Source organism: Mesorhizobium sp. M1312 (assembly GCF_040318115.1).
Taxonomy (GTDB): domain Bacteria; phylum Pseudomonadota; class Alphaproteobacteria; order Rhizobiales; family Rhizobiaceae; genus Mesorhizobium.
The window spans coordinates 145,374-164,445 of sequence record NZ_JAMYLQ010000003.1 but is presented as its reverse complement, the minus strand read 5'-3'; the positions used below and the strand labels follow the sequence as shown (position 1 = coordinate 164,445).

Here is a 19,072-nt window from a genome sequence, read left to right as displayed (position 1 = left end):
TACGGGGTGGCGCCCGTCCGCCACCCTTCCACATGATCGGGGACTTGCCATGACGCTTCTCCTGGACATGGTGACGACAGCGGCGATCCTGTTCATCGTCGCCGCCGGCCTGCTGGCGATTTTCGGCGTGCTGAAGATCATCAATTTCGCGCATGGCGCCTGGCTGACGATCGGCGCCTATTGCGCGGTGGCCACGGCCGGCCTCGGGCTCAACCCATGGCTGGCGCTGCCGATCGCTTTTGCCGTGGGAGCGATCCTCGGCGGGATCACCGAGCTGGTCATCGTGCGGCCGCTCTATCGCCGACCGCTCGACGCCATCCTGGCGACCTGGGGCCTGGGCATTGTCATCGGCCAGTTGATCACGCTTTGGTTCGGGCGCGACGTGCAGTTTACCCCCAACCTCCTGTCGGGCACCGTCGATGTCTTTGGCGTCGGGTATTCCCTCTACCGGCTGTTTGCCGTCGCCGCCGCGCTGGTGATCGGGCTCGCCTTCACCTTCCTTCTCGAAGGAACGCGGCTCGGCCTGTCGGCGCAGGCAGTGATTATGAACGAGATGCTGGCGCGCGCGCTCGGCATCGATACCGCGCGCGTACGGCTGGCTACCTTCATGGTCGGCACCGGACTGGCGGCGCTGGCCGGCGTGCTGTTGACGCCACTGACCAGCGTCGATCCCAACATGGGCGTCGCGTGGCTGATCGGCTCGTTCATGCTGGTCATGGTGGCCGGCTCGTCCTTCTCGACGCTGGCCATCGCCTGCCTCGTGTTCGGCGGCGCCCAGGTTCTGGTCAGCACCTTCGTCAGCCCCATTTTCGGCGGCATCACGGTGGCGGTCCTATGCGCCCTGGTGCTGCGCATCAGCCCGAAGGGATTTGCCCGTGCATGAGAACCGTTCCACCCCCGCGAGGGTCTGGCTGTTTGCCGCACTGGCGCTTGCGACAGCGGTCGTCGTCATCATCGGGCCGGCGCTGTTCGACCGCTTTACGCTGAACGTGCTGACCCGCTCGATGATCTACGCCATGTTGGCGGTGACCGTTGACATCCTGTGGGGCTACACCGGCATCCTGACCTTCGGCCAGGCTGCGTTCTTCGGCACCGGCGCCTATGCCAGCGCCATGGTGCTCAGCCATCTCGGCGCCTCCCCGGCGCTGATGGTCCTGGCGCTTGCACTGGCGATCATCGTGCCCGTGTTGCTCGGTGCCTTCGTCGGCTGGTTGTCATTCGGCCACGGCTCGACTCCGCTCTATGCGACGGTGATTTCGCTCGTCGTACCGATCGTTGTCACGCAGCTGGTGTTTTCGGGTGGCGTGTGGACCGGATCGAGCAGTGGGCTGGTCGGCTATTCCGGCCTGCCGCTCGGCTTGCCGGGCTATTTCCGGCTGACCGGCATCTGCCTCATCGTCACCACCGTTGTCGCCCTGGTCTTCACCCGCTCGGATGCAGGCAAGCTGCTCGTCGCCATTCGCGACAATGAAGCGCGCTGCGCCTATCTTGGCCTCGATCCGCAGTGGTTGAAGATCGTGCTGACAACGATCCTCGCCGGCGTCGCCGGCATTGCCGGCTTCCTCTATGCCAACGCGTCGGGCGTGGTGGCACCAGAGAACACCGGCTTCGTCTTCGGCACCGAGATCGTCATCTGGACGGCGCTGGGCGGCCGCGGCACGATCATCGGGCCGGTGATCGGCGCGATCGGCATCGATTATCTCAGCGCCCAGCTTTCCGGCGACCTGCCCTTCCTGTGGAACCTAGTGGTCGGCGCGCTGTTCGTCGTGATGATCATCCTATTGCCGAACGGGCTGGCGCAACTGGCCAGGATCGTCCTGCCGCGCCGCAATGAAGAGCAGGCCAGCCAATCGGGTAGCCCTACCCTCGCCGCCGAACCGGCCGGCGACGGGTCGGAAGCCGGCAACCGCGTGCTCGCCGTGAGCGGCCTCGGCAAATCCTTCGGCAGTCTGCAGGTGCTGCAAGGGATCGACCTCGACGTTCACCCCGGCGAGCTGGTCAGCCTCGTCGGTCCGAATGGCGCAGGCAAGACGACGCTGCTGCGCTGCCTGAGCGACGGCACCGAAGCCACGAGCGGAACCGTAACCATCGCCGGCCAAGACATCAGCGGCATGACACCGGATGAAATCGTCGCCATCGGGGTCGGACGCAAGTTCCAGGTGGCGAGCGTCTTCGACAGCCTGACCGTCGCCGACTGCCTGCGCATGGCACGCGCATCGCGCAACGCGCCGAGCCTGCTGCGCCGCTCCGCCACGCTTGGACTGCCGGCGGCTGCGACCGACATTCTGCGCTCCACCGGGCTCGACCGCATGCTCGGCCGGCCGGTGTCACTGCTGTCGCATGGGCAGAAGCAGAGCCTCGAGCTCGCCATGGTCGTTGCGCTCGAGCCAAAACTCATCCTGCTCGACGAGCCGACGGCCGGGCTGACCAAGGTCGAACGCACCACCATCGGCGCGACGCTGCAGAAACTGACCGGCGAGCTCGGCTTCGCCGCCATCCTGGTCGAGCACGATCTCGATTTCGTCCGCGACATCTCGACCAGGATCGTCGTTCTTCACCAGGGCAAGCTCGTCCTCGACGGCAGCGTCGATCAGGTCGTCAATTCTGAAGTGGTGAGGACGATCTATTCGGGAGGCGCCCATGCTTGAGGCAAGACAGGCAGAGACCAAAATCATCGCGCCGAAACTGTCGCTGTCGAATGTATCGAGCGGCTACGGGCCTGTTGCCATCATCGATGCCCTATCGCTGGCCATCGCGCCCGGACAGATCTTCGCGCTGATGGGTAAGAACGGCATGGGCAAGACCACCGTGCTGAAAACCATCCTCGGCTTCGTGGCGCTGCGTTCGGGCGACATCCGCCTCGATGGCGCTTCTATGTCAGGTGTCTCGCAGGCCTCGCTGATCGCGTCCGGCGTCGGCTATGCGCCGCAGGAACAGGCCCTGTTCCAGGATCTCAGCGTGCGCGACAATCTGCGCCTCGCCTTGCGCTCGGATCGCGGTTTTGGGCAAGCCGTGGAACGGGTTTACGGGCATTTTCCGTTCCTCAGGGAGCGCCTGTCGCAACGGGCCGGAACGCTGTCCGGCGGCGAGCAGAAGATGCTCATTCTCGGCCGAGCGCTGATGCTGCGGCCGAAGCTGTTGCTGATCGATGAGATTTCCGAGGGCCTGCAGCCCTCAGTCGTCGAACGCATCGCCGCGGCACTCAGGGAGGAGCGCAGGACGAACGGCACGACAATCCTGATCGTTGAGCAGAACCTACCCTTCGCCCTCGGCATCGCGGACAGCTGGGCGGTGCTGAAGCTCGGCCGGATCGACGATGCCGGAGATGTGACGGCGGGCACAGCGGCCCGAGTTCTTCAGCACCTGAAGATCTAAGACACCTGCATCCGGAAGGGAGGTCGCGGCTGACGGAAATGCTCCCCGGGTGATCGATCACAACAGCTACTGCTCCGACCTAAACGCTGGGCTAGCGGTCAAAATCTGACGCTTCGTACCTAGGTCGGTTGTGTCTCCGGCTGAGTTGAGCAATGACTTAATCATCGTCATCGTCATCGTCATCGTCATAGCGGCCACGGTCCCACTCGCGGTCGTGATCACTGCTCCAATCCTCGACAAAGACCCGACGCTTAACGTACCGCTCGCAATAGCCGTCTTCGCAATAGGTTTCGACAATCCGCTCGCGCACCACGCCGTTGTTGGATGAGCTGTTCGAAATCGTATTCGAAGATTGGCTCCCCGCCTGGGCCGAGCTGGTCGCCAAGGCCGCAATAGCAAACAGGACAAACTCGATACGCATGGCTCTTTCCTTCGCGGGCTATCACATTAAGCCATCGAGCCCGAACCGTCGATGAACCGCGGCGGACGCCGGGACGGTCCGCTAGACCCTGACGCAATTCGCCATTTCCGAAGAGTTGGGCCAAGGACTGCTAACCACTCCGGAATCAACCGTCAGATTTTGATCCATAACTATAGAATTGCTCGTGAGCTATTCGAAGGAATAGGTGAAACCTCCTTCGGAAGCTCCGACAGTAACCTTCGTCATCTTTTCGCCCTCGAGCGACCGGTTCAGCACCCCGCGGCTCAATTCCGGCAGAAGCGTGTTTGTCAGAATGGCGTCGATCATCCGCCCGCCGGATTCTATCTCGGTGCAGCGGGCCTTGACCAGATCCATGACACCGTCACCGATCACCAGCTCGGCATCGTTGCTTAAGCGCAGCCGGCGGGCGATCTTGGCGAACTGATGGCGGGTGATCGCTTCGATCATCGTGTCCGAGAGCGGGTAGTAAGGGATGGTTACCACCCGGCCAAGGAAGGCCGCGGGGAAAACCTTCAACAGCGGGGCGCGCAATGCCGTGTCGAGATCATCGAGCCCCGCCCGTACGGTGCCGCTGCTGGTCCGGTCCATGATGACTTCGGAGCCAACGTTCGAAGTGAGCAGGATCAGCGTGTTCTTGAAATCGATCCGCCGGCCTTCACTGTCGTCCATCATTCCCTTGTCGAAGACCTGGAAGAAGATTTCATGCACATCCGGATGCGCTTTCTCGACCTCGTCAAGCAGGATCACCGAATAGGGCTTGCGCCGGACCGCCTCGGTCAGGATACCGCCCTTGCCGTAGCCGACATATCCGGGTGGCGCGCCCTTCAAGGTTGAGACCGTATGCGCCTCCTGGAACTCCGACATATTGATCGAAATGAGGTTCTGCTCGCCGCCATAGAGCGTCTCGGCCAGGGCCAGCGCGGTTTCGGTCTTGCCGACGCCCGAGGGACCGCAGAGCAGAAAAACCCCCACTGGTTTTTCGGGCGCGCCGAGCCCGGCTCGGCTGGTCTGCACGCGCTTGGCAATTATTTCCATGGCGTGATCCTGACCGACTACGCGTTCGGACAGAGTGGCGGCAAGCCGCAGCGCCTTTTCGGTCTGGCTCGACAGCATCCGGCCAGTCGGGATGCCGGTCCAGTCCTGCACCACGGCCGCCACGGCGTTGCGATCGACCGACGGCAGGATCAGCGGCGTTTCGCCCTGCGCTTCTGCGAGTTCGGCCGTCAGTTCCCGCAACCGCGCGAGATCGGCAGCCGGATCGGTTGGAGAAGGACCCGCAGTGGCCGTTTGATCCGCATCGCTTTCGGGCGCTTTGATCTCAGATACATCGGCGGCTGAGGTTTCGGCGACCGCCTCCGGAGGCTCCACGGCATCGAGCGGCACACCCTCGCCGCGCAGCCTGGCGCGCAATTCGAGTATCTCGCCAACCAGCGCCTTTTCCCGATCCCAGCGTTCCTGCGCGGTAGCAAGCGTGAGTTCGGTCTCGGCAAGGCCGGTCTCGACCCGAGCCTGCCGGTCGGCCACGCCGATGCCGATCGCTGCCTCGCGGCCGATGATGGCGCGCTCGACCTCCAGCGCCTGGCGGCGGCGCATAATATCCTCCACCTCCGCCGGAGTGGCGTGCTGCGAAATGGCAACACGGGCGCAGGCGGTGTCGAGAAGGCTCACGGCCTTGTCGGGCAGTTGCCGCGCCGGGATATAGCGGTGGGACAGGCTGACCGCCGCCTCGATCGCCTCATCGAGTATCTGCACCTTGTGATGCTGCTCGAGCTTACCGGCGACACCGCGCAGCATGAGAACGGCCACTGCTTCCGACGGCTCATCTATCTTGACGACCTGGAAGCGGCGAGTGAGCGCCGGGTCCTTCTCGATGTGCTGCTTGTATTCGGCCCAGGTCGTTGCCGCGATCGTGCGAAGCTCACCGCGTGCCAGCGCCGGCTTCAGCAGATTGGCCGCATCGCCCGTTCCTGCCGCGCCGCCGGCGCCGATCAAGGTGTGCGCTTCGTCAATGAAGAGGATGACCGGCGTTTCTGAGGATTGCACCTCGTCAATGACCGCCTTCAGTCGTTTTTCGAATTCGCCCTTTACGCTTGCGCCCGCCTGCATCAGGCCGACATCGAGCATGCGCACGCTGACGCCCTGCAGCGTCGGCGGCACGTCGCCCTCGGCGATACGCAAGGCAAAGCCCTCGACGACCGCGGTTTTGCCGACCCCGGCCTCACCCGTCAGGATCGGGTTGTTTTGCCGGCGTCGCATCAGGATATCGACGATCTGCCTGATCTCGGGATCGCGCCCTACGACCGGATCGATGTTGCCGTCGATGGCGCGCTGGGTCAGGTCGGTTGCATACTTCGCCAGCGCCGAATCCCCGCCCGCAGCCCGCCGCGGTGTTTCGGGGGCGGGAGCTGCCGCGGGGGAGCCGGCCTCGAGCGATCCCCCCGTCACCTCGGCGAAGCGCGCGATGACCGCGTCGGCATCGATCTTGTCGAACTCGCCGCTGATTTGCGATAGCAGGCCGTCCAGCACTGGCGTCTTCCGGCAGGCCAGGATGATATGGGCGCCGCGGACCTCCTCCACGCGGAACTCAAGCGTCGCCAGAGTCCAGGCTTCCTGGATGGCGTGAAAGATGTGATCGGAAAATTCCTTAATCGAAGTGGCGCCATAGGGCAGCTTGTCGACGGCGCGGGTCATATCGGCCGATAGCCGGCTCAGGTCCACTCCGGCGTCGGCCAGTATCAGTTGCACATCCGAGCGCTCGGAAAGCACCAGTTGCTCGACGAAGTGAACGAGTTCGATATAGGGATTGCCGCGCAGTTTGGCGGCGTCGGCCGCAGCCTTAAAGGCGCGCAAACAGAGGTGGTTTAGCTTGCCGACCAGTTCCTTGCGTTTGACGCTCTGCGACGACCGGCGCTGTTCCATCGAACTTGCTCCTCCAATCTGCCAGTGAACAAACTGCCACATAACGGGCGACTTGACAAAGGAGCGTTATCGACGGGGCGTCTGGGTGTTCGAACCAGTCGACTTCTTCCCTCCCAGCAAAAGCCAACGCCATCGGCTACAAACAGCCGCGGAGTGTCCAGCTCTTTGCGATGCCTTCACATACAATTGCGACCACCGATTTCGAGCTCAGGCCCCGGTCTGGAAGCTTCCATTAAGATTGAGCAGCAACTAAATTGTGGTAAAGTGTCGCGGTGTGGTAACGTTGGGTCACGCACGGCCCAAGAGCCGCTCGCTGGGGGATGGTGTGATCGATCTCGCACTCTGGCTGAATCCGCTGGACGGTGAAAATCCGTCGGGGGAGGATTTGCGCAACGATCCAGCCTTTCATGAGCTGGAGCGCCTCACGGAACAGCAGAAAAAGGTCGAGTATCAAGGGAACGCCAAGTTAGAAGTTGCCGTTCCGATCGACTGGTCCACCGTGCTCACCAAGGCCGAAGATCTGCGTCCACACGGCCGGGACCTGCGCCTCCTCGTCATCGTTACGCGTGCTCTGGCCAACGAGTATCGGCTGGCCGGGCTGGCTGAGGGCCTGACCCTCATAGCGCAAACCTTCGATCAGCACTGGGCAACCATGCACCCGGCCCTGCGGTCCGGTGCTACGCCGCGCGACGCCGCCCTGCGCCGCATCAATGCGCTGACTGACCTTCAGAACAGCCAGGATGGCCTGCTCAAGGACCTGCGGAAAATGACGTTTTTCGCGCCGCGCGGCATCGGGCCGGTCCTCGGCGAGGACCTGGAGAAGGGTTCCCTCGAAGAGCGCGTCATGCTGCTGGAGGCTGCCTCGGGGCTGAACGCGGCCGAAAAGGCAGCGCTGGCGAGCGCGCACAGCCAACTGTTGAACCGGGTGCGCAGCGCATGCGCGACACAGATCGATCAGGCCGGCGCGGAGATGACGTCGCTCATCGCCGACGCCCGCGCTGCGATCGCGGCTCTCGATGCGGTCGAGGCAGCCCTCAACGCTCGCGTCGAAGGTGGCGCCACCGCTCCGGAACTGAAACGGTTTCTGCAGCGTGTACTGACGACCCTCGAACGAAACTCGGCCACCGCGAATGGCGCCGCGAAGCCAGTTTCGGCGCCTGCGGAACCGGCAACGCCTGCTCGAAACGGTCATGGAGCCGATCCTATGGCAAGTGTGGCAAGCTACGCTGAGCCCGCCAGCAGCAGCCTACCCGACCGGATTTCCTCGCGCGACGACGTCGTCAAATGCCTCGACCTCGTCGTCGCCTTCTATGACCGCACCGAACCGTCGAGCCCGATCCCGCACCTCGCGCGGCGCGTGCGCCGGATGGTGCATATGGATTTTGTTGAACTGATGGAAGATCTCGCCCCCTCGGGGCTGAAGGAATTCCGGCTTCTTGCCGGCGTTCCCGATGCCAAGAAGACGGCTCAGAAGGATGAAAGGTAACAAGCCATGGTAGCCGAAAGCAAAGCGAAGGTCATCGAACGAAATCGCGCACCGCGCGTGCAGATCGCCTATGACGTGGAGACCTACGGCAGCCCGACGACGATCGAACTGCCGTTTGTCATGGGTGTGATGGCCGACCTCTCCGGCGCTTCACAGACCAAGGAAGCGTCGAAATCGGTGCTGGACCGCGCCTTTGTCGAGACCGACGCCAACCGCTTCCCCAAGTTCATGGAGGCACTCGGGCCACGCGTCAAAGCCCGAGTGAAGAATACACTACCCCAGGCTGAAGGCGCCGAACGGGACGAGGAACTGGCGCTTGACCTCACCTTCACCAAAATGGGTGATTTCGCGCCGGACAAGATCGCCGAGCAAGTTCCGCAATTGGCCGAAATCCTCAAGATGCGTCGCCAGCTCGAGGAACTGCTCGGCTTCATGGACGGCCGTGTCGACGCCGAAAAGCGCATAGCGCAACTTCTGAACAACGAGCCGCTTCTCGGCAAGATCGCCAACCAGGCATTATCCGACGACGACAAGGTTCAGGAGTAAATCATGGCCGAACAACAAAAAACCGCAGCCGTTGCCGCTGAGGCGGAAGCCATCGACCTCGGAGAATTCAGCGGGCTCCTCGAGAAGGATTTCAAGGTTAAGAAGGACGACAGCGAGAAGCTGCAGCAACTCGTCCGTAATCTTGCGCTGGCGGCGCAGTCCCGCTCCGACACCACGACCATCTCGTCCAACGCGATCAAGTCGATCAAGTCGCTGATATCAGGCATCGACAAGATGCTGACGACCCAGGTGAACGAGATTCTGCATGCGCCGGAAGTGCGCGAAATGGAAGGCACATGGCGCGGCCTGTGGTATCTCGTCAACAACACCGAGACGGATCAGAAGCTCAAGATCCGGGTGATGAACATTTCCAAGGAACAGCTGGCCGACACGCTCGAAGACTATGAAGGCCAGATGTGGGACCAAAGCCCGATCTTCAAGAAGGTCTACACGGACGAGTATTCGATGCTGGGTGGCGAGCCGATCGGCTGTCTGATCGGCGCCTACGAATTCTCGAACCATCCGCGCGACGTCGGCCTGTTGCGCAATATGTCGGGTGTGTGTGCCTCCGCGCATACGCCGTTCATCGCGGCCGCCTCGCCCCGCCTGTTCCGCATGGACAGCTGGCAGGAACTGCCGAACCCGCAGGACCTTCAGATGATCGTGTCGAACCCGGCCTATGCCTCCTGGCAATCGCTGCGCGAGAGCGAGGATGCGCGCTATATCGGCCTCACCATGCCGCGAGTGCTGGCGCGGCTGCCGTACGGCACCGACACCGTTCCGGTGAAGGGCTTCACCTTCGAGGAAGAGGTGCAGGGCGACCACAACAAATATGTCTGGATGAATGCCGCCTTCCCGATGGGCGTCAACATCAACCGCAGCCATAAGCTCTACGGTTGGGGCACGCAGATCCGCGGCGTCGAGAATGGCGGCACGGTGCTCAACCTGCCGGTGCACAGCTTCCCGACCGACGACGGGTCGATCGCGATGAAATGTCCGACGGAAGTCGCCATCGACGACCGGCGCGAGGCAGAACTGGCGAAGCTCGGCCTGATGCCCATCCTGCACAGGAAAAACACGGATCTCGCGGCTTTCATCGGTGCGCATTCGCTGCAGGACGACGAGACACGTGCCGGGCGGCTGGTCGATCCCGACGCACAGTCGAACGAGCGGCTGAGTGCCAACCTGCCCTATCTTTTCCCGGTTTCCCGCTTTGCGCATTACCTGAAAGCCATTGCGCGCGACAAGATAGGGTCGTTCAAGGAACGCTCCGACATGCAGATCTGGTTGACCGAGTGGATCAACCGATACGTGCTGGCCAACCCGGCCTTTGCCGATGACAAGGCGCGCGCCAAGCGCCCGCTTGCTGCGGCTGAGGTCCAAGTGGACAGCGTGGAAGGACGGCCGGGCTACTACAATGCTCGCTTCTATCTGCGTCCGCATTACCAGCTGGAGGGCATCAACGCTTCGCTCCGACTGGTGTCGGAACTCCCGTCCGTAAAGACTTGATTCGCAGCAGCCACACCTTGTTCTGTTTGAAAGCGGTGGAGAAAGACAATGCCAGTGAAAATTGATGGTTTTCTAAAGGTTCCGGACATCAAAGGTCCAAGCGTTCGAGACGGCCACGAGGATGAAATCGAAGTCCATGGGGTCGATTACAAGATAATCGCGCCGTACGATCCGAATTCGCTCTCACGCCGCGGTCGTGTGTCCCTGGGGATGATCAAGTTCACCAAGCATTATGACAAGTCCTCGCCCTATCTGAAAAAGGCGCTGTTCGACAACAAGGCGCTGGACGAAGTTGTGTTCTCCGCCCGCCGGACCATCGATGGCGAGACCAGCGATTACCTGGTCGTTACCCTGACCGACGCCTCGATCATGGAATACGACATGCAACAGGCCGAAGATGAAGCGGACCTGATCGAGGAGGAGGTCAGCTTCGCCTACAAGAAGATCAAGTTCGTCTATGACAAGGATGACGAAATCGAAATGGATGTCTATGTCGGCAAGTGAGGTGCGGCGGCCCGGCGCGGACAAGCTACAGGTTACCGGCAATTCGCGAGCGAAACGCGAAGCGGTCCAGCCCTCGCTTTGGGACCGCCTCGTCAACGACCTGCCGGGCGTGACCTCCGAGATAGACGGGCTGCGCCAGACCTTACAGGACGAGCTTGGCGCAGACCGGCTGGATACCCTGCTTGCGGACAGCACGCGGCTTATCGATGCCGACGCGGAGCTGACACCCGATCAGAAGCGGCGTCTGCATCGCCTGGCCTTTCAGACCCAACACCGCGCGGAGATCGAAAGCCGTGGCGTGGTCGTATCGGCCCGCGTCCTCAAGGAGGCTGTGCGGCGCGACATCGAGGCCTTGTTCAACACCGAGCGTTTCGAAGCTGTTCCGCTTCTTTCCGATTTCGAAAGCGAACAGGCCGCTGACAATCCGCCATCGCTGGCCGATTTTCCGGAAGTGCGCCGAAGTGTGGTCAATTACGGCGTGCCTTCCTTCTCGGGCCGTTCGTCCCGCGACTTTGATCGTGAGGCCCTGGCGCGCGAGATCCGCTCGGTCCTTGCCACGTTCGAGCCCCGTCTCAAGGAAAGCGCAACCAAGGTAACGGTGACCCTTGGTGACAAAAGTGTGGGCCTGAAGATCGAGATAGACGCTGTGCTGATCATGACGCCGACGCCGGAACGCATGCGCTTGCGCACCACGATCAATCTCGATAACGGCCTGGCGCGGACCGAATTTAGGGACAGCTGAGATGGATCGGGTCTTCGTAGAATATTACGAGGAGGAACTGACCCATATCCGCGGACTCGCGGCGGAATTCGCCGACATGCATCCGGCCGTGGCGCGCAATCTTTCGCTGGATACCGTCCCCTGCCCGGATCCGTATGTCGAGCGGCTGCTTGACGGCGTGGCTTTCCTCGCTGCGCGCACTCGGTTGAAAGTCGATGCCGAGCGTTCGCGGTTTTCACGCAGCGTGCTGGATGTCCTTTATCCCGATCTGGTTACGCCCGCGCCGGCAACGGCGATGGCAGTGGTGAAACCCGGCCAGCAGGTCCAGTCGATGATTGCCGGCCATGTCATCAAGCGGAACACGCGGCTGGTGTCCAGCCTGCAACCCGGCCTGTCGACGCGCTGCACATTCACCACCGCGCAGGAAATGACGCTGTGGCCGATAACCATCATGTCGGTCAGCTATTTCCAAGATCGCAGCGGGTTGGCAGCGGCCGGCATAACACCGATCGGCGGCGTTGGCGGCGAGGCGGCGCTGCGCATCACGCTGGGTCGGGCCGGAAAAGGCAGGCTCGGCGAATTGGCGCTCGACCGGCTTGATTTCTATTTTGCCGGGCGTACCAAAGCGCCATTGCTGTTCGACGCGATTTTCGGCGCCTGCTCGGCCGTTGGTGCACGAGCCGAGGGCAAGGCCAATCCGCTATCGCCGTTGCCGGGACCCGAAATGGTCGGCATAAGCGACGACGAGGCGTTGATGCCTCGTACCCGTCCGACATTCGAAGGCTACCGTCTGCTGCGCGAATATTTCATGATGCCCGAGCGCTTTCACTACGTGCGGGTTTCAGGACTGCAATCGGTCGTGCGCAGATGCGACGCCGGGCTCGAGATCATCTTCATGTTCCGGCGTCCAGTACCCGAACTTGCCGATGTGACGCCGGCGGATTTCGAACTTTTCGTGACGCCGATCATCAACCTCTTCGAGCGTGACTGCAACGTCATCGAGCTTGATCCGCGCAGAACCCGGCAAGTGCTGCATGCCGACCGCACGCGGGCACGGGACTTCGAAATCTATCGGGTGACCCACGTCGAGGACGCCGACGCCGAGGGCCCCGACGCCGAAATTCCGGAGCTCTTCAGCCTGGGGCAAAACCGCAGCAATGGCTGGGTCTATTCCACCGAACGGCGCCCTCGCCGGGCCACCGAAGATGAACGGCGCGACGGGTTGACCCGCACTTCATACACGGGAGACGACGTTTTCCTTTCGGTTTCACGGCCGGCGGGAAGCCCGGCGAACCGGCCGCTGAAGCGTCTCGACATCATGGCGCTTTGCACTAACCGCGATCTGCCGATCCTCGACGACAACCCTACCTTGACGCTGGAGACAGGCGATCCGGTCGAAATGGTCCGGCTTCTCGGTGCGTTGCGCTCGCCCCAGCCGGCTATCCCGGCCGCGCTGCCCGCGGGCGCCGACGGCGAATCCCGAGCCGACAATCTCGCCTGGCGGCTGGTGGCGCAGCTGGCGCTCAACTTTCTCAGCCTCGCCAAGGAGGGCCGCGGTGTCGATCCGCTGCATGCGCTGCTCGATCTTTATGCCGACCGGGGCGATCCGAGCCTCGCCCGCAATGTGCACTCGATTGTTCGCATCGACTCGCGGTCCGTCATTGAACGGCTGCAGATCGATGGGCCGATGTGCTTCGGACGGGGCACGGAAGTGACGCTGCATGTGGACCAGTCGGTCCTGGCAGGGCAAAGCACATTGCTGCTTTCAGCCTTGCTTGCACGGCTGTTTGCCCGTCACGCCGGACTAAACGGGTTTGTGCGGACCCGTACGCGGCTGCTGCAGAAGCAGGAGGATGTGCCATGGCCGATGACGCCCGGCAATCGCTACCTGATCTAGACACATTCGACCTGGACCGGGTCGAAGAGCTGGATGATACCTTCGACTTTTTCGAACTGTTGCGCCGGCTCGAACAAAGGGGCGGGCTATTCGGCTATTCCGGCCACGCGGATCGCGAGCCGGCAAGACTCGGGCAGCATGTGCGTCTTAGCTTTTCAGCCAAGGACGTGGTTGCGTTCCGCGAAGCCGAGGACAAGACGCCGGGGAAGATCGGGACGCCGGCCCGGGTCACGGTTGCAAATCTCGGGCTGATGGGACCGGAAGGCCCGATGCCGCTTCATTTGACACGTTGGGTGCTCGATCGTCTGTCGCAGCGCTGGTTCACCGGCGCCGACGCACGGCAGACCAGCGACACGACGTTCGTGGACTTCGTCAATATTCTCCAGCACCGCATGATCGCCCTGTACTATCGGGCCTGGGCCGACGCGCATCCGGCGGTACAGGTCGAACGGGCGGTCGGCGGCCGGGTAAGAGCCATGCTTGAAGCCATGGCGGGAATCGGACTTCCCGGCACCCACAATCCCGCTCTCGACGCCGTGAAGCTTCGCCAGGCGGCGTCGCTCGCCAGCCAGGTCGACGGTCCGGAGCGGCTGACGCTATTCCTGGCGGAAGCGTTCAAGGTGCCGGTCCAGATCAAGGAGTTCGTTGCCACCTGGATGACCATACCGGCGACGCTCCAGACCCGCCTTGCCCAAGCTTACGCAGTGCTGGGTCGCGGGGCGACGATCGGCCCGCGCGTTTTCAGCCGCCAAAGCAGGATCGAACTCCGCGTCGGCCCCCTCGGGTATGAGGAGTTCAAAACGTTCCTGCCGGGCGGTCAACGTCTGCAAATGTTCAAACAGGCCGTTCGCGACATGGTGGGGGAATCGCTCGATGTCGATCTGCGGATCGTGCTCGCGCGTGAAGCAGTGCCGCAGCCCCGTATCGGAGCGGTGCAGCTCGGCCGAACCAGCTGGCTTGCGCGGCCCGCTGAAAGGGGCGATGCTGACGATATGCGGCTGCGGACAATCGTCGGATGGCGGCCGGAAATGGCGGAGGTCGCGGCATGAGTCTGCTGCTGACGCTGGAGCACGGGCCACGCACTCAGGTGGTACGGCAGACCCGGCTGGACGAGGGTGAACTGGTGATCGGCCGCAGCTCGGACGCGGACTGGCAGATCGACGATCCCGACATGTTCGTTTCACGCGCCCATTGCAGGATCACCGGCGGGCGGGATGGATATTTCGTCACCGACACATCAAGCAGCGGTTTGTTCATAAACGACTCCGACAGCCCGCTCGGCGCCGGGACCTCGGTCCGTCTTCAGAACGGCATGCGGCTGAGGCTGGGCGACTACATCGTAGGCGTCGATCTGCAGACGTCGGCCGCTCAAGCACCGCCAGCCAGCCAATCGTTCGCGGAACGGTCGCCGCCGGCATCACGAGCGCCGGTAAGCATCGGCCGCGATGATTTCTTTTCAGCCACGGTCGAGGAGGAGCCGCGACGACCGCGTCCCGCCGATCTGCCGAACCCGTTCGAGCAGCCCATCCCAGGAGCGTTCGAGCGCGCCAACCAGCGCAGTTCGCCCGCCTTCGACGACCCGTTCAGCCTCGACCCGGTATCGACGCCGGCGCCCAATGGCGCCTATCCCGAACCGTGTGATGTGCCAGGCGCCGCAGACCCATTCAGCCTCGATCCGACACCTTCCGGTGCAACCGAGCCCGTTCCAGGCCAGCCTGTTTCGGGAAAATCATCCGAATTCGATGACGATTTCGGTTTCGGGCCGGCCGCTTCGTCCGATTTGAGAAACGGCGCCGGCTCGACCGGTCAACGCCAACACATCGCCGGAAGGCCGCAGTCGGCCAATCCCTGGGATTTGCCTGGCCAGGCGACAGATATCCCTTCTCCGCCACGTGCTGGCGCTGCGCCCAAACCCGCCCCCTCCCCGGCAGCGGCGCAACAGGCGAACATGGCCCTTCGCACCGCCTTCTTGCGTGGCATGGGCATCGAGGAAGCCGATTTTCCTGGACGCGACAGCGTCGCGGAAATGGAGAAATTCGGTCGCGAGTATCGGCGCATGATGGAAGGCCTGATGCAGTTGCTGCGCAAGCGAGCCGAGGAAAAGGGAAACGCTCGCGTCGCTCAGACGGTGGTGGGGGCCTCTGAAGTCAATCCGCTCAAGTTTCTGCCAACGGTCGACGACGCCATCGTGACCCTTATCGCGGAGCGCAGCCCCGGATTTCTGGCCGGCGAAGCGGCAATCGCCGACGCGGTCCGCGATCTCGCGCAACATCACGTGCGCGCCTGGCGAGGCGTGCAGTCCGCCTTGCGGCGGATGATTGACCGTTTTGACCCGGCAGCGATCGAGGAAGAGCTCAAGTCGAGTTCGGCGATCGGCACCCTGCTTTCGGGCGGGCGCAGCGCCAAGCTGTGGGAGCTATACCAGAAACGCCATCGTGAAATCGCCCAGAGTGCGGAATCGAGCTTCCTCGGCGAAATCGGCGCTGATTTTCGGGATGCATATGAGGAGGAGTGAAAAATGATCGATCGCCGCGAATTTATCGTTGCCCTGGGCGCAACCGGGCTGCTTGCGGCTTGCCAGAGCGGTCCGCCGAAACCATCCGCGGTCACCGTCAACTTGACCGGCGCGGCCGGCATGAACCCGGGACCAGGTGGCGGCGACCGGCCCGTGACAGTCCTCGTGATGCGGCTGCGCAGCACCGGTAAATTCAACTCGGCCGATTATTTCGCGCTGCAGGGGGATGCCGGCTCCGCACTCGGAGGCGACCTCATTGGATCCGACCAGATCTCCATCGGACCTGGAAAGACCGCATCCAAAACCATCACGGTCGAGCCGGACGCGGCTGCGCTGGGCTTCGTTGCCCTCGTTCGCGAGCCCGGCGGCCGGAACTGGCGTACAACCAAGTCGGTGTCGCCGGGGTCAAAAGTAACCGTCAACGTCACGCTTGGCAGCGGCGGCATTTCCGCCTAGCGGCCAGGGCAAGGGGTGCTCAATGCAGGAAGTAGCGGCATGAGCGATGCAAACAGGGTGCTGTGGTCCGAAGGCCTGTTTCTCCGGACCCAGCATTTTCAGCAGCAGGATCGCTTTTTCGAGGCGACTGTGCGCGGCGCGTTGCAGGCCGGGCAGCTCCATACGTTCGGCTTTCAGCAGCTGACGCTGGACCAGGCAATGCTCGACGCCGGCCAGGTCTCCATCCTGTCGGCACGAGGCATCTTTCCGGATGGAACCCCCTTCTCCATACCAGACCTGATGGACGCGCCACGACCGCTGCCGGTCACCGCCGATACCGGCGCTGGACCGGTGCTGGTCGCCCTGCCGCTCGAGCCTGCAGGCGGTGTCGGCTTCGATCCGGCGCACGCCGCATCCACCGGCGCGCGCTATCATGGGCGCATCGTTTCGGTCCGCGACGCCGTCCAGGGCGGTTCGGATCCCGAAGAAATCGAAATCGCCCGTCCGCAGGCGCTGCTGCTTGCACCCGGAAAATCGGTTGGTGGCTACACCGCCCTGCCGATAGCCGACATCAAAGGGGTTCGAGCCGATGGTGGCGTCTCCCTGGATGAGACGTTCCTGCCGCCGACACTGGTTACCGGAGCGGTGGCCTGGTACCGCCAGTTGCTTTTGGAAGTTGTCACCGGCCTCGACCAAATCGCCGAGGCGCATGGCAAAATGGTCATGGGCGGGCCAGGGCGCAGCGTCGAAGACCTGTTGATGCTCAATCTCGCCAATGCGGCGCGTCCGCGACTGGCTCACATGCTGGCGCAGGATGTTTTCCATCCGGCCGAGCTTTATCTGGAGCTTGCCGGTCTTGCCGGTTCAATGGCGACCTATGGCTCGAGCGCGCGGCGGCTGAGCGAGTTGCCGGCCTACGATCACATGGCGCCCGGCCCCGCCTATTCGGCGCTGGCGGACGCCTTGCGCTCACTCATCCTGAGCCTGCGTTACATCGAGCCTAAATCACGCGCACTACCTGTCATGCGGCATTCGACCAATGTCTGGAAAATCCGCATCGACAACCCGAAGCTGCTGGTGGCCAGCCGGATCGTCATCCGGGTCGGCTCCGAGCTGTCGGAAGACGCCTTGCGCAAGATTTTCGTCAACCAGGCGACTGTCGGTTCGGCCGATCAGTTCGAGGGCCTGTGGAAATCCCGTCTACCCGGCATTCCACTGAAACCGCTTCATTCCCAGCCCCGCGAAATCCCCTACGATGGCGATCGGCTGTGCCTCGAGCTGGATCAGAAAAGCGAGCACTGGGCCTCGCTGCTCGACGCCCCTGGCTTCGTCATCGGCGTGTCGGGTGTACTGCCGAGCGAGCCGCAGGTGGACTGCTATTCGGTAAACAGGTGAGATGATGAGCCGGGATGATCCTTTCGGACTGTCGGAGGATCGCGAACGCACTCGCATACGTCTGACCGGCGCGCCGATGCCGCGACCGATGACGCCACTCTTGTCGGGGGTGCCAATCAAACGGTCGCGTACGCATCCGAACACGCTTGTCAACGCATTCGCGCCCCTGCTCGAGTTCGCGCCCGAGCTTGAAAGCGCGCTGCCGCCGGAAAACCCGGAAGCGTTGCGCACCCGGTTGCTCGATGAGCTGGTTCGGGCACGCGACGCGGCAATGGCGGCAGGAACCTCTCTGGAGCGCGCCGACCAGGCAGCCTGGGTGGTGGCGGCGTTGCTCGACGATCTGGCCTTGAACACGCCATGGGGCGGCGCCAGCGCATGGCCGCGCCAGCCGCTTGTGGTGATGCTTCGAGGCGATGTCGACGCCGGCACGCAGTTCTTCACGCGTCTCGACGAACTGGAGCGGCATCCGAACCGGGATCGCGAGCTGCTCGAACTGCAATACCATTGCCTGGCGCTCGGCTTCCGCGGCAAATATCGTGTGCCAGGCCGGTCGGGCGACCGCTCGCTCAATGCGGTTCGCGTTGCTGCGGCGCGCTTTCTGCGCGATGCGGACGCCGACGGCGCGCCGCTGTCGCCGAACTGGAAAGGCGTGATCGCATCCGACGAGCCGCAGCGCTTCATCGTTCCGATCTGGGTGATGGGGCTCGGCGCGGCGGTTCTCGCCACGGCAATCTATCTCGGGCTGTCGATGGGACTGAGCAGTCAGGCGGTCGAGCTTTCGACGCTGGTTCGTGCTTTGCCGCCGCCGACGCGCGGCGAAATCAGCCGCACATCGCCACCGGTCGACGCGCCGCCGCCAGAGGCTGTGGATTTCGCGCTGGTGCCGGAATTTCAGACCGGAGCGCCGGCGAATCTCAGAGCCGCGCTAAGCGGCACCGAGAGCGTTTCGCTGGCCAGGCTGATCATTCAGGCCTCCAACCCCGAACTGTTCCAGTCGTCGCGGCCGACACTGACGGAAGGCTTCGAACCGCTGATCGGTTCAATCGCCAAAGTGATCCTCGCCAATCAGGAACTGATCGGAAACATCACGGTGGTCGGCCATACCGACAGTGTTCCTTTGCAGCGGTCCAATCCGCTTTCCACCAACCAGCGGCTGTCGGAAGCGCGCGCAGCGACCATTGCCGAGATGCTGGTCCAGAACGGTGTGCCGCAGGACCGCATTCGCTTTGAAGGACGCGCAGCTACCGATCCAGTGGCCGACGACAGCACCCGCGCGGGACGGGCCTTGAACCGCCGCGTCGAGGTGCTGGTCGAAAAGAGGCTGTGAG

General features: G+C 63.0%; 16 protein-coding genes. 14 read left to right on the top strand and 2 right to left on the bottom strand.

The features are described 5' to 3' along the window. Positions 1 to 49: 49 nt before the first annotated feature. From NKH36_RS05950 to NKH36_RS05940, 3 genes are read left to right on the top strand one after another with little or no spacing between them, the layout of a single operon-like run. A complete protein-coding gene (locus tag NKH36_RS05950) occupies positions 50 to 883 on the top strand; it encodes a branched-chain amino acid ABC transporter permease (protein WP_292180953.1) in 834 nt (277 codons plus the stop codon). Beyond that, positions 876 to 2,648, top strand: coding sequence for a branched-chain amino acid ABC transporter ATP-binding protein/permease (locus NKH36_RS05945; RefSeq protein WP_352960739.1), 1,773 nt, complete (start codon positions 876 to 878; stop codon positions 2,646 to 2,648). The genes NKH36_RS05950 and NKH36_RS05945 overlap by 8 nt, the downstream gene beginning before the upstream one ends. Then, a complete protein-coding gene (locus NKH36_RS05940; protein WP_352960737.1) occupies positions 2,641 to 3,375 on the top strand; it encodes an ABC transporter ATP-binding protein in 735 nt (244 codons plus the stop codon). Before NKH36_RS05945 ends, NKH36_RS05940 begins: the two co-directional genes overlap by 8 nt. A 157-nt stretch (positions 3,376 to 3,532) precedes the next feature. Here the strand turns inward: NKH36_RS05940 and NKH36_RS05935 are convergent, their stop codons facing one another. Both NKH36_RS05935 and tssH read right to left on the bottom strand, forming a co-directional pair. Then, positions 3,533 to 3,796 carry a hypothetical protein gene (locus NKH36_RS05935; protein ID WP_352960735.1) on the bottom strand — a complete coding sequence of 88 codons (264 nt, stop codon included), beginning with the start codon at positions 3,794 to 3,796 and terminating at the stop codon, positions 3,533 to 3,535. Between the two features lie 189 nt (positions 3,797 to 3,985). Further along, complete coding sequence (gene tssH / locus NKH36_RS05930) at positions 3,986 to 6,736, bottom strand: type VI secretion system ATPase TssH (RefSeq protein ID WP_352960733.1); 2,751 nt, start codon at positions 6,734 to 6,736, stop codon at positions 3,986 to 3,988. A gap of 325 nt (positions 6,737 to 7,061) precedes the next feature. Here tssH and tssA point away from each other — a divergent pair, with 325 nt between their 5' ends. The 11 genes from tssA to icmH are packed head-to-tail and all read left to right on the top strand — an operon-like array spanning position 7,062 to position 19,071. Next, on the top strand, positions 7,062 to 8,222 hold the full coding sequence (gene tssA, locus NKH36_RS05925) for a type VI secretion system protein TssA (RefSeq protein ID WP_352960731.1): 1,161 nt from the start codon (positions 7,062 to 7,064) through the stop codon (positions 8,220 to 8,222). Between the two features lie 6 nt (positions 8,223 to 8,228). Continuing rightward, complete coding sequence (tssB, locus tag NKH36_RS05920) at positions 8,229 to 8,768, top strand: type VI secretion system contractile sheath small subunit (RefSeq protein WP_352960729.1); 540 nt, start codon at positions 8,229 to 8,231, stop codon at positions 8,766 to 8,768. Between the two features lie 3 nt (positions 8,769 to 8,771). Beyond that, on the top strand, positions 8,772 to 10,277 hold the full coding sequence (gene tssC, locus NKH36_RS05915; protein WP_352960728.1) for a type VI secretion system contractile sheath large subunit: 1,506 nt from the start codon (positions 8,772 to 8,774) through the stop codon (positions 10,275 to 10,277). A gap of 48 nt (positions 10,278 to 10,325) precedes the next feature. Beyond that, the gene (locus NKH36_RS05910; RefSeq protein WP_095519759.1) at positions 10,326 to 10,781 is read left to right on the top strand and encodes an Hcp family type VI secretion system effector; all 456 of its coding nucleotides are present in this window, start codon (positions 10,326 to 10,328) and stop codon (positions 10,779 to 10,781) included. Continuing rightward, the gene (gene tssE / locus NKH36_RS05905; protein WP_352960913.1) at positions 10,768 to 11,523 is read left to right on the top strand and encodes a type VI secretion system baseplate subunit TssE; all 756 of its coding nucleotides are present in this window, start codon (positions 10,768 to 10,770) and stop codon (positions 11,521 to 11,523) included. The genes NKH36_RS05910 and tssE overlap by 14 nt, the downstream gene beginning before the upstream one ends. Position 11,524: 1 nt before the next feature. Next, positions 11,525 to 13,399 (top strand): type VI secretion system baseplate subunit TssF, encoded by a 1,875-nt coding sequence (gene tssF, locus NKH36_RS05900; RefSeq protein WP_352960726.1) that lies wholly within the window; start codon positions 11,525 to 11,527, stop codon positions 13,397 to 13,399. After that, a complete protein-coding gene (gene tssG / locus NKH36_RS05895) occupies positions 13,363 to 14,448 on the top strand; it encodes a type VI secretion system baseplate subunit TssG (RefSeq protein WP_352960724.1) in 1,086 nt (361 codons plus the stop codon). The genes tssF and tssG overlap by 37 nt, the downstream gene beginning before the upstream one ends. Next, entirely contained in the window at positions 14,445 to 15,914 is a 1,470-nt protein-coding gene (gene tagH, locus NKH36_RS05890; protein WP_352960722.1) for a type VI secretion system-associated FHA domain protein TagH, read from the top strand. Before tssG ends, tagH begins: the two co-directional genes overlap by 4 nt. Positions 15,915 to 15,917: 3 nt before the next feature. Next, complete coding sequence (gene tssJ, locus NKH36_RS05885) at positions 15,918 to 16,370, top strand: type VI secretion system lipoprotein TssJ (RefSeq protein ID WP_352960720.1); 453 nt, start codon at positions 15,918 to 15,920, stop codon at positions 16,368 to 16,370. A gap of 39 nt (positions 16,371 to 16,409) precedes the next feature. Beyond that, on the top strand, positions 16,410 to 17,744 hold the full coding sequence (tssK, locus tag NKH36_RS05880) for a type VI secretion system baseplate subunit TssK (RefSeq protein WP_126103011.1): 1,335 nt from the start codon (positions 16,410 to 16,412) through the stop codon (positions 17,742 to 17,744). Between the two features lie 4 nt (positions 17,745 to 17,748). Continuing rightward, positions 17,749 to 19,071, top strand: a complete 1,323-nt coding sequence (gene icmH, locus NKH36_RS05875) for a type IVB secretion system protein IcmH/DotU (protein ID WP_352960718.1) — start codon at positions 17,749 to 17,751, stop codon at positions 19,069 to 19,071. The last annotated feature ends 1 nt before the right edge of the window (position 19,072 follow it).